The organism is Anaeromyxobacter paludicola (genome assembly GCF_023169965.1).
Classification (GTDB): Bacteria; Myxococcota; Myxococcia; order Myxococcales; family Anaeromyxobacteraceae; genus Anaeromyxobacter_B; species Anaeromyxobacter_B paludicola.
In genome coordinates, this window is the sequence record NZ_AP025592.1 from 1,770,700 (window position 1) to 1,782,530 (window position 11,831).

6 protein-coding genes and 1 riboswitch are annotated in these 11,831 nt (G+C 70.2%); of the genes, 1 reads left to right on the plus strand and 5 read right to left on the minus strand.

Annotated features, from left to right (window positions below; genetic code table 11):
* Positions 1-64 precede the first annotated feature (64 nt).
* The 5 genes from AMPC_RS08335 to AMPC_RS08360 form a co-directional block, all read right to left on the minus strand.
* On the minus strand, positions 65-2,248 hold the full coding sequence (locus AMPC_RS08335) for a 4Fe-4S dicluster domain-containing protein (RefSeq protein ID WP_248345684.1): 2,184 nt from the start codon (positions 2,246-2,248) through the stop codon (positions 65-67).
* A gap of 24 nt (positions 2,249-2,272) precedes the next feature.
* The gene (gene fdnG / locus AMPC_RS08340) at positions 2,273-5,293 is read right to left on the minus strand and encodes a formate dehydrogenase-N subunit alpha (protein WP_256466138.1); all 3,021 of its coding nucleotides are present in this window, start codon (positions 5,291-5,293) and stop codon (positions 2,273-2,275) included.
* 258 nt (positions 5,294-5,551) lie between these two features.
* Positions 5,552-6,535 (minus strand): GTP 3',8-cyclase MoaA, encoded by a 984-nt coding sequence (moaA, locus tag AMPC_RS08350; RefSeq protein ID WP_248345687.1) that lies wholly within the window; start codon positions 6,533-6,535, stop codon positions 5,552-5,554.
* A riboswitch (molybdenum cofactor riboswitch) is annotated at positions 6,524-6,672 on the minus strand. Its footprint overlaps the gene before it by 12 nt.
* A gap of 95 nt (positions 6,673-6,767) precedes the next feature.
* Positions 6,768-7,640, minus strand: coding sequence for a J domain-containing protein (locus AMPC_RS08355; RefSeq protein ID WP_248345688.1), 873 nt, complete (start codon positions 7,638-7,640; stop codon positions 6,768-6,770).
* A 67-nt stretch (positions 7,641-7,707) separates the two neighbouring features.
* On the minus strand, positions 7,708-8,817 hold the full coding sequence (locus AMPC_RS08360) for a polysaccharide biosynthesis/export family protein (protein WP_248345689.1): 1,110 nt from the start codon (positions 8,815-8,817) through the stop codon (positions 7,708-7,710).
* Between the two features lie 528 nt (positions 8,818-9,345).
* Here AMPC_RS08360 and AMPC_RS08365 point away from each other — a divergent pair.
* Positions 9,346-11,826 (plus strand): discoidin domain-containing protein, encoded by a 2,481-nt coding sequence (locus AMPC_RS08365; protein WP_248345690.1) that lies wholly within the window; start codon positions 9,346-9,348, stop codon positions 11,824-11,826.
* The last annotated feature ends 5 nt before the right edge of the window (positions 11,827-11,831 follow it).

The window sequence follows — 11,831 nt, forward strand, 5'->3', positions numbered from 1 at the left end:
CTCCCGGCGGGCCGGAGCCTGCCGGGAGCATTCATCTACCCGCTGCGGGGCAGCGGGACCAGCCCTAGTGCGACTTCTCTTCCGCCGGGAGCACCGGCATGAGCCGGGCGCCGAGGCCGAAGAGGAAGATGGTGGCCGCGATGAGGCCCACCGAGATGCCCCACTCGAAGACGCTGGGCGAGTAGCTCGCCGCGGCGATCTGCGGCATGGGGCCCTTGAGCGTCATCGCGAAGAGGACCACGCTCATGCGGTTGAGCACGATGCCGCCGGTGGTGAGGAAGGCGGCGAGGCCCAGCACGCCCGGCTTCTCGCGGAGGCTCTTCTGCGAGAGGAGGGCGAGCGGCAGGAGGCCGCCGACCACCACCTCGACGAGGAACAGCGCGCCCTTGGGGTTCGCGCCCACGCCGGCGAGCTCGCCGCGGACGGCGACGTCGGCGAAGCGGGCCACCAGGTAGACGAGCAGCGCCCAGAAGGTGACCTGGCCCATCGCGGCGAGCTGCTTGACGCGGAGGGTACGGTTCCAGGCCTTCGCGATCCACATCTCCACGAGGATGACGAGGCCGAGGCCCGCCGCGATCGAGGAGAGGAAGAACAGGACCGGGATGACGGGCGACCACCAGAGGTGGTTGAGCTTGTCCGGCATGAGCAGCATGAGCGAGCCGAGCGAGCTCTGGTGCATCGTCGAGAAGGTCACCGCGGCGATGGCCAGCATGATGGGCTCGGGCTTCTTGCCCTTCGGCTGGCGGAAGGTCCAGGCGAGGAAGCCGAAGACCACGAGCGCCAGCGCCGACCAGATCACCTTGCGCGAGAGGAGGTAGACGAACACCGACAGCGCGCCCACCACGTACACCGGCGCGTACTTACGCCAGGTCTCGGCCGCCTTCGCGAGGCCCCACCGCTCGAACGGCACGGGGAGGAACTCGAGGAGGAGGATGGTGACGTAGAGGCCCACGCACCAGGAGACCTCGAACATCGCCGAGTGCTCGGGAGCCTGCAGGCCGAGCTGGTAGAAGTGCCACGGCAGGCCGAGGTCGGCGAGCAGCGTCACGGTGACGAACGAGTAGCTCAGGAGGCCCATGAGGACCGCCGAGCGCCCGATCGAGTAGAGGTCCTTGCGCTGGGCCACGTAGATGAGGCCGGCCGTGGCGAAGGCGCCCGCGGCGACCGCGATCCAGACGAGGTCGAAGACGATCCAGAGACCCCAGGCGTAGGTGTCGGAGAGGTGGGTCGCCCCGCCGAGGCCGAGGGCGAACCGGGCCAGGAACGAGACGCCGCCGAAGGCCATGAGCGCCGCGAGCAGCAGATTCGCGGGCGTCCAGAGCTTCTTGTCGAGCCGCTCGAAGTGCGGGTGGTGGTCGTGGGCCTCGGCGGCCGCCGCGGCGGGCTTCGCCGCGAGGGCCTCCTTGGCGACCTCCGCCTTCCGCTTCTGGAGGGCGTAGGCGCCGCCGAGCACCGCGCCGACGCCGATGACGGCCGGCGGCACGGCGCCGAGGGCGACCTTGCTGTACTTGGGGTACGGCTCGGTCCCGACCTCGGGGAAGCCCAGCTTCGTGAACGGCACCGACGCCAGGTAGAGGACGTTGGTGCCGCCCGCCTCGTGCTCGCCGTAGACGTGGTCCACGTACTTGCCGGGGCTCTGGCGGATGCGCTCCTTCGCCTCCTTCAGGAGCTCCTCGCGCTCGCCGAACTTGAGCGCGCCGGCCGGGCAGGTCTTCACGCAGGCCGGGAGGGAGTTCATGGCCGCGAGCTGCTTCGCGTCCTCGGCCGAGAGGGCCTGGCCGTTGAACTCCGCGGGAGCCTCGAACTGGAAGCGCTCGTGGCACATGTCGCACTTCGAGATCTTCGGCGCGAGCGAGTCCCACTCCGCCATGGGCACGCCCCAGGGGCAGGCCCACATGCAGTAGCGGCAACCGATGCACTTGCTCGCGTCGTAGGCCACCGCGCCCTCACCGGTCTTGTGGATCGCGGTGACGGGGCAGGCGGAGGCGCAGGCCGGCTCCTCGCAGTGCATGCACTGGCGCTTGGCGAAGACGGTGCGGAGACCGCCCGGCGCCTTGTCGTCCTCGAGCTCGTGGAACTGCACCACGGTGAGCGTCTTGGACGAGAGGGTGGTCGGGTTCTGGAAGTTGCGCGTCGTCGGGTTGAGCACGGTCTGCTCGCCCGGCATGTCCTTCCACTGCTTGCAGGCCGTCTGGCAGGCCCGGCAGCCGACGCAGTTCGTCGTGTCGATGAGGTAGCTCTTGCTCATGGTCGTGTCCTCGGCGGGAGGCCCTTAGGCGTTCCGCTGCCCCTCCACCTTCTTCACGTTGACGAGGCACGCCTTGGTCTCTTGCGTCCCGGCTCCCGGATCGACGGCGTCGATCGTCAGGTAGTTGGTCGAAGGACCAGTCGACAGACCCTTGAAGCCCCAGTTGTAGGGCATCCAGACCGTGGTGACCTCCTTGCCGTTGATCATGAGCGGCTGCATGCGCTTCGTGACCACCGCCTTCACGACCACCTCGCCGCGGGCGCTCCAGACCTTGACCTTGTCGTTGCTCTGGACCCCGAGCTGCTTCGCGAGCTTCTCCGGGAGCTCCACCACCGGCTCCGGGAAGAGCTCGTTGAGCCAGGGCACGTTGCGGGTCGTGGACCCGGCGCACCAGTGCTCGGCGATGCTCGACGTCATGAGCACGTAGGGGAACTCACCCGAGGTGCCGATGGGCTGCTTCCCCTTGACGCGCGGGTACTTCACGCAGGGGTTCACGGACACCTTGGGGTGGAGCACGTTGACGGTGGGGCTCTCCACCGGCTCGTACATCTCCGGCAGCGGGCCGTCCTTCGGCACGTAGCTCGAGTCGCGCGGCAGGTCCTCGGGCTTGGCGCCCGGGTCCTTGTAGACGCCGGCGAAGAGCCGGCCCACGCCCTCGGCGTTCATGCGGAACGCCTTCTGGCCGTTCGGCGTGTCGGGGCCGTCGGTCGCCACCGGGACGTCCGGCGTGTCGTTGCCCTTCCACTTCTTCTCGGCCTCGTCCCACCAGATGAGGGGCTTGGTGCCGGGCCAGGGCTTGCCGTTGGCGTCGCAGGAGGCCCGGTTGTAGAGCACCTTCATGTTGCCGGGCCAGGTCCAGGCGAAGCCGGGGTACAGCCCGAGCCCCGTCGGATCCTTCATGTCGCGCCGCTTCGAGAGGTTCTTCCCGCCGCCGAAGACGCCGGCGTAGATCCAGACGCCCGAGGAGGTGGAGCCGTCGGCCTCGAGGTCGGGGATCTTCTTGATGAACTCCCCGGTCTTGAGGTTCTTGCCGCTGATCTCCTTCAGCACGTCCTCGCAGCTGGCGTAGTCCCACGCCGCCTTGAGGATGGGCTGATCCTTGGGATCGGTGGAGCCCTTGTAGAGGTCACGCACCTTCTTGAAGACGGTGTCGACGATCTCGTAGTCGGTCTTGGCCTGCCCCGGGGGCTGCACGCCCGCGTAGCGCCACTGCACCAGGCGGCCGGAGCCGCTGATGGTGCCTTCCTTCTCCATGAAGTAGGCGGCGGGGAGGAGGATGACCTCGGTCTTGATCGACTTCGGGTCCACGCCGGGCCGCTGCCAGAAGGCGGCGGTCTCGGTCTCCCAGAGCTCCTGCACCACCAGCGTGTCGAGGGCGGCGAGGCCCTCCTGCACCATGGTGAGGTTGGCGTTGGTGACCATCGGGTTCTGCCCGATGGTCCAGAGCATCTTCATCTTGCCGGCGATGGCCGCCTCGAAGATGCCGTAGACCGTGTAGTCCTTGGCCGCGTCCTTCTTCGGCAGGAAGCCGAAGCCGAAGTCGTTCTCCTTCTGCGCGTTCTCGCCGAACCAGGCCTTGAGGCCGTTGATCGTCATCTTCGCGCGGAAGGTGCCGTTGTCCTTGGTCCAGGCCTCGAGCGTCGGCTGGTTGTGCACCGGGTAGTTGAGGTACCCGAACATGTAGCCGTGCAGCACCGACATGTCGCAGGCGCCCTGCACGTTCGGCTCGCCGCGCAGCGCGTTCACGCCGCCGCCCATCTTGCCGATGTTGCCGAGCAGCATCTGCAGGATGCCGTAGCAGCGGATGTTCTGGATGGCGACCGTGTGCTGCGTCATGCCGAGCGCGTACATGATCGTGCCCGGCTTGTTCGCCGCCATGGTCTCGGCGATGAGCTTGATCTGCGCGGCGGGGACGCCGGAGATCTGCTCGCCCACCTCGGGGGTGTAGCGGCTGAAGTGCTGCTTCAGCTTCGAGAAGGCGCAGCGCGGGTCGTCGAGGCTCGCGGCCTTCTGCGGCTTGTGGGTCTTCTTGTCGAGGTCGTAGCTCCAGGAGGCCTGGTCGTACTTGTGCTTGTCCTCGTGGAAGCCCGTGAAGAGGCCGTCGGCGAAGCCGAACTCGTCGCTCACCGTGTAGAGCGCGTTGGTGTGCAGCTTCACGTACTCCTCGTCGTAGAGCTTGTTGACGAGGATGTGGTTGATGACCGCCGAGAGGAACGCGATGTCCGCGCCGGGCCGGATGCGGGCGTAGATGTCCGCCATCGACGAGGTGCGGTTGAAGCGCGGATCGACGTGGATGATCTTGGCGCCGTTCTGCTGCGCCTTGCGCATCCACTTGAGCGCCATCACGTGGTTCTCGGCGCAGTTGCTACCCTCGATGAGGAACACCTTGGCGTGCTGGAGATCCGCCCAGTTGTTCGTCATCGCGCCACGGCCGAACGAGGCCCCCAGACTGGGGACCGTGGGGCTGTGTCAAAGTCGTGCCTGGTGCTCGATGAAGCTCGTGCCGAAGAGGCGCCCCATCTTGTTGATGAGGTAGCACTCCTCGTTGGTGTTCTGGGCGCCGCCGAGGAAGGCGAGGGAGTCGGTCCGGTTCACCGGGTACTCGACGTCGCCGTCCTTCTGCGTGGCGATCCAGGTCTGATCGCGGGTCTCCTTGATCTTCTTCGCGATCTTCTCGTAGGCCTGCTCCCAGCTGATCTCCTGCCACTTGTCCGAGCCCGGGGCCCGGTACATCGGCACCTTGACCCGGCGCGGCGACTCATGGGTCGCGCGCATGGCGGCGCCCTTGGTGCAGAGCGCGCCCTGGTTGATGGCGTGGCCCGGATCGCCCTCGAGGCTGACGAGCTTGCCGTCCTGGACGTGACCGACCATGCCACAGCCGCACGAGCAGAAGTTGCAGGCGGTGGTGTACTCCTTGGCCCCCTTGAGCTTCAGTCCGCGGTTGGCTGCCTGGACCTGCTTCTCGCTGAGCCCGAGCTCCGCGAGGGCGAGGCCGGTACCCACACCGGCAGTGACCTTCAACCACTGTCTTCTACCGAGACTCATCCCTGGTTGTCCTCTCTTGGCCGGGCGCCCGTGGGCGCACGATTTGCGAACCGATCCGACCGCTTTTTGAAGCGGGCGCACCTTTTGCCCCGCCAAGGACCTCCGGACGGGGCGCGCGGGCGGTAGATGCTGGAATCGAGCCAGCACGATTCCGGCGCCTTCCGGCGCCCTTACCGCAGAAATCGTGGAGCGGAGGAGTCCTCGCGCGATCCCACCTGCCCCGTGGAGCAGGCAAGTCGCCGTGACTCGGCGGAAAATTCAGCCGCCGATACCGGCCAGGTTCCAGGCCAGACCGGCCCGGCCCTCGGAGAGCCGGTGCGCCCGCGGCTTCTCTCCGACCAGCTCGGCGAGCCGGGCCGCCAGCGCCGGGCCCTGGCCGTCGGACTGCAGCAGCGGCCGCAGCGACGCGTCCTTCTCGCCGAACAGGCAGAGCCGCAGCGCCCCCTGGCTCGAGACCCGGAGCCGGTTGCAGCCCTCGCAGAAGTGGGCGGCGGTGGGCGCGATCACGCCGACGGTGCCGGCGTGGGCCGGGTGGCGGTACTCGACGGCCGGGCCGTCGGTCGCGCCGCGAGGGGCGGCGGCGAAGCCGCGGGCGGCGAGCGCCTCCTCGACCCAGGCCACCGGGCGGTGGTTCGCCGCGTAGTAGCCCTGGTCGCAGCCCGTGCGCATGAGCTCGATGAAGCGGACCGAGATCGGCACGTCCCGCGTCCAGCCCACGAAGCGCGCGAGCTCGGCCTCGCCCAGGCCACGGAGCAGCACCGCGTTCACCTTGACCGGCGCGAAGCCCTCCGCGAGCGCCGCCTCGATCCCGGCGAGAACCTGCGAGAGGAGCGGCCTCCGCGTGACCTCCTCGAAGCGCCGCGGGTCGAGGCTGTCCACGCTCACGTTGAGGGCGGTGAGCCCGGCCTCGCGGAGCGGGCGGGCCAGCCGGACGAGGTCGTAGCCGTTGGTGGTGAGCGCCACCTTGCGGATGCCCGGCGTCCCGGCCACCGCCTCGACGAGCTGGACCAGATCCTTGCGGACCGTCGGCTCGCCGCCGGTGAGCCGGACCTTCTCGACGCCCAGGCCGGCGAAGGCGGCGGCGAGGCGGCGGACCTCGGCGGGCGTGAGCGGCGCCGGGAGCCCGGGCGTGGCCCGGTAGCCGTCGGGCAGGCAGTAGGCGCAACGGAAGTTGCACGCCTCCGTGACCGAGAGCCTGAGGTAGGTGAAGCGACGCCCGAAGGCGTCCTGAAGGCGCAGCACGATGCCCCTTTCCAAGGTCCGGGGAGGCGAGCGCGTTTCCGTTCTCGCCCCGGTGGACGGCCTCTGGCCGCCCACGGCCCAGGTTCCCTGCCCTCGCCAGAGGGTTTAGGAGCCGGGGCTCGGAGTCATCTCTCTGGGCCGCAGATTACACGGTGCGGCGAAGGAGGGGAAGTGGCGCGCGGCCGCAGCCCCTCGGCGCCAGCGCAGGGCCCCCTCGCGAAGGCGCGGAGGGTCAGCGCCAGCGCAGGTTGTGCGAGAACATGCGGTGCCGGAGCAGCTCGAGATCGTCGTCGTCGAGCAGCCCGCGCTCCACGAAGAACTGCCCGATGGGGCGCTGCAGCCGGAGCTGGCGGCCGAGGGTGGCGAGGAGCTGGAACGGCGTGAGGTAGCCCTCGCGGAGGGCGTACTCGCCGAACGGCACCTGCGAGGCCGCCTCGGCCAGCCGGCGCGCGAGCAGCTCCGCCACCTCCGCCGGCGTGAGGAAGCCGAAGCCGGTCGCGATGGCGCCGACCGCCGGCCGCTGACGCCGCTGCCAGGCGACCGCCTCGACCATGGCGGACCAGGGCACCTTCCCGCTGTAGTAGAGGAACTCGGCGAGCTTGAGCCGCCGGCGCGGGAGGCCGGCCTCGCCGGGGCTCCAGACCCGCTGGCCCCCGGCGGCGAACGGCGAGGCGCCGGCGCGACCGCCCTGCCCGGTCCGGTGGAACGGCGACCGGGCCGAGGCGCCCGCGCCGGGCGAGCCCTCGCGACGGGCCTCGGCGTCCGGCGCCGGGCGCGGCGGGGCCGGGCGCGGCGGCGGCCGGTGGTCGCGGCGCGGCGCCGGCGCCGGGCGAGGGCGCGGCGGCGGCCGGTGGGGCGCGGCCGGGATGACGCGCAGCGCGGCGAGGGCGCGATAGGCGTCGGAGACCGCGGTGAACTCGCGCGCGAGCTCGTCCGGGGCGCGGCCGAGGGCGACGGCGCGGTCGGGGTGGGTCTCGAAGGAGCGCCGGCGGAAGGCGGCGCGGAGCTCCAGCTGCCAGCGCGCGTGCGGGGTGAAGCCGGGGCCGAACAGGAGCCGGCCGGCCTGCAGGACCTCGTCGAACGTCAGCTCCAGCGCCTCGGTCACGCCCGCTCCTCGCGAGCGATATCTACCGCGCCGGCGGGGCGCGGGGCCAGTTCCCGTCCGCCGGCGGCTACCGCGTGCTGCGGTACAGGATGTCGTAGCTCTGCCAGATGGTCTGCACGGTCGGCATGATCTGGGCGAGCGAGCGGTTCCAGCGGGCGATGCCGGAGGTGGCGACGAAGACCACGTCGCGCGGACGGAGGCGGAAGCGGGTGGCGAGCAGCATCGCGTCGGCGCGGCTGGCGTCGAGCCGGTAGACCTCCGGGGCCTCGTAGGTGCCCCGGAGCACGAAGATCTGCGCCGGGTTCGCGGCCAGCGGGTCGAGCCAGCCGACGTCGGAGAGGGCCTCGGCGAGCGTCATCCGGCCCTTCACCATCTGCCGGGTCTGCGGGAGCCGGACCTCGCCCACCACGAAGACGCGGTTGCGGCTCCGGTCCGGGACGTGGAGGACGTCGCCGTCCTGCAGGAGCCAGTTCGGGCTCTGGTCCCCGAGCTCCTGCAGCGCCTGCACGTCGAGCACGAAGCGCTGGCCGTTGCGCGAGAGGACCACGTGCCGCAGGTCGGCCTCCGGCCCCGGACCGCGCGCGAGCCCGAGGGCGTCCTGCACCCGGACCGGCACGTCGGTGATGGGGAAGGTGCCGGCGCCGAGCACCTCGCCGGAGACCTGGAAGCGCTTGCCGCGGTAGGAGGCGACGAGGACCTGGATCTGCGGGAAGTGCACCACCGTGGACAGCCGGTCCGTGAGCGCGCGCCGGGCCTCCTCGAGCGTCAGGCCGCCCACCTTGAACCGGCCCACGTACGGGAAGGAGACGTAGCCCTCGGAGCTCACCGGGTAGCCGGTGTTCTCGGCGGCGCGGTACTGGCCGGCCGGGATGGTGAGCTCCGGGTGGTCGTAGACGATGACCGTGAGCACGTCGTGCGGCGCGATCCGGTACTCGTAGCTCGCGGCCAGCGCGGCGTTCGGGTCGGGGAGCGCCGCGCGCCGGACCTGGCTCGACGTGATCGCCTGCGCCTCGATGAGCTTCGGGTCGATGGGCTGGACGCGGAAGGCCGCCGGCGAGGGCGGGCTCTTCCCCTCCCCTCGGCTCTCCAGGGCGCCGGCGTCGAGCCTCGTCGCGGGCAGGAGGCAGCCCGTCGCGCAGAGCGGGGCCAGGGCGAGGAGGAGGACGCGGCGGGTCATGGCGCGGATCCGTTGTAGCAGATGGTGCCGGAGCGCGCTGTGCCGTTCACGAGGCTCGCGCGGGCCGAATTCGGGGCGCTCGCGGGCCTCCGGTGACGGACGGACGGTCCGTGCCCTGCGCGTCCGCGAGCAGATCGGGCCCGAAAGCCGGATTCACCCACAGGCAACTCCGACAGGCGGGGAGATGTAACGCGAGGGTCGCGCCGGCCCCACCCCCGCGGAGCGTCCCCCACATCTCCTAGCGCCCTAACCTGCCGATCCGACGCCGGTGGGCTCCTCGACTACCCTCCCGAGCGCTCGCCTGGCCGTCTCCTAAACGTCCGTAGGTACGACAAATCCTACCCCTCTGACCCCTAGGGGGTGTCGTTTGACTCCCCACCAAGGTGTCCTGTAGTCGAGGGACACCAGGCCGGAGCTCGGTGAGCGGAGAGGCAGGCAGTCGGTCGTACTCCGAGCAGCGAACCCCGGCCGGGAGGGTACCACGCAGCCGGGCGACCGAGCCCAGGAGGAACGGACTTGAGAAGAGGAATGGCACTGCTGATCGCATCCGCGCTGGTGTTCCAGTTTGGCTGTGGCGGGAGCGAGAGCAGCAGCGACACGGTCGCCAACGACGAGGGCCCCGGCCCCTTCGCGACCGAGCAGTACGCGCTCACGAGCAACGGCGGCATCGTCTCCGTGACCGCCAGCTCGTCCCAGAGCGGCTACCCGGCGTCGGCCGCCATCGACGCCAACTTCGCCACCCGCTGGTCCGCCGTCGGCGCCGGCCAGTGGATCGCCGCCGACCTGGGCGCCGTCCAGTCGGTGCAGGGGCTGCAGGTCGCCTGGTACCGCGGCAACAGCCGCCAGTACGCCTTCTCCATCGGCGTGAGCGCCGACGGCGCGAGCTACACGCAGGTGTTCAGCGGGACGTCCTCCGGGACGAGCCTCCAGTTCGAGCAGTACGCCTTCCCCGCGACGAGCGCCCGCTACGTGCAGCTCACGGTCAACGGCAACAGCCAGAACAAGTTCGCCGCGGTCACCGAGCTGGCCGTGACGCTCACCCCCGGGTCCACGCCGGCGCCGCTGCCGGTGTCCGTCGCGGTGACGCCGCAGACCGCGTCGCTCGTCGAGGGCGCGACGGTGCAGCTCTCCGCCTCCGTGGGCGGCACCACCAACACCGCCGTGAGCTGGAGCGTCCAGGAGGGCGCGGCCGGCGGCACGGTGAGCTCGACCGGCCTCTACACCGCTCCCGGCGTCGCGGGCACCTTCCACGTGGTCGCCACGAGCGCGGCGGACGGCACCAAGACCAGCGCCTCGACCGTCACCGTCACGGCGCCGGTGGTCGTGACCACGAACCCGACTCCGACTCCGACTCCGACTCCGACCCCGACCCCGACCCCGACCCCCACGCCCACGCCCACTCCGACCCCGGTCGTCGGCATCGCGGTGAACCCGGCCACCGCCAGCGTCACCACCGGCGGCTCGGCGCAGTTCACGGCGAGCGTGACCGGCACGACCAACACCTCCGTGATCTGGACCGTGCAGGAAGGCGCCGCCGGCGGCGCGGTGAGCTCGACCGGCCTCTACACCGCCCCCTCCGCGGCGGGCACCTACCACGTCGTGGCGAAGAGCCAGGCCGACTCGACCAAGAGCAGCGCCGCGACGGTCACGGTCAGCGCGCCCGTGGCCGCCACCGGTCCGCAGTTCTACGTCTCGACCGCCGGCAACGACGCCAACGCCGGCACCCTGTCGGCGCCCTGGCGGACCATCCAGAAGGCCATGAGCTCCGCCAGCGCCGGCTCCACCGTGAACATCCGCGGCGGCACGTACAACGAGCGGCTCTCGGTCAACGTCTCGGGCACGAGCGGCAACTACGTCACCTTCCAGCCCTACGGCTTCAGCGTCCCCGCCGGCGGCTGCGGCGGCTTCACCGGCGTCGCCTGCGGCGGTGAGCAGGTGGTGATCGACCTCTCGTACCTCGGCACCGTGACGGACGGCGTGCCGTACCTCGCCGTCCCGAGCCGCAGCTACGTCCGCATCCAGGGCCTCACGTTCCAGAACTACCAGGTGCTCGGCGGGATGCAGCGCGGCGTCAACATCTCCGGCTCGTCCAGCTACGTCGAGTTCAAGTACAACAAGGTGCTCAAGATCCAGAACAACGGCGCCTGGGACGGCTCCAACGCCCTGCTCGACTTCTGGGTCACCGCCCCGGCGAACAACGTCCTCATCTACGGGAACGAGTTCGGCTCCATCGTCTCGAACTACGGCGAGACGATGTCCGTGACCGGCAGCGCCGTGACCATCGAGAAGAACTGGCTGCACGACACCGACGCCATCGGCATCGACCTGGGCCAGAACTCCTCCAGCAACGTGGTCCGCAGCAACCTGCTGGAGTGGATCAGCAAGAAGCACGACGGCACGTACTGGTACGGGAACGCCTCCAACTCCATCTACGTGACGGGCGGCAACACCGCCACCATCGAGCGGAACACGATCCGGAACTCCGGCTGGGCGATCTCGGTGGTGAGCGAGCCCGGCTACCCCGGCTCGCACGACGTGGTCATCCGCAACAACGTCGCCAGCCAGGACGTGAACGGCATCATGCTCGGGAACTGGTACAGCAGCACCGACGGCTCGACCGTCTACAACATCAAGGTGCTCAACAACACCATCTACGGGTGCGGCACCGGCTTCGCCATCCGCCCGTACACGAGCGCCAGCGTCTCCTGGGAGAACAACGTCCTCGCGAACAACTCCACCTCGTACTCGAACGGCCTCTCCTGGCCGGTCGGGACCATGAACCACAACCTGTACTTCGGCGGCGGCGCCGGTCCGGACGCGGTGAAGATCACCTCCGACCCGCAGTTCACCAACGCCGGCGCGGGGGACTTCTCGGTCTCGAGCACCTCCCCCGCGCTCAAGGTCGGCGACGCGACCGTCTGGAGCGCCTACCCCGGGGCCCTCGACTTCCAGGGCAACGCGCGGGTGGTGAACGGGCTCGTGGACCTCGGCGCCTTCGAGCACCCGTAGCCCGA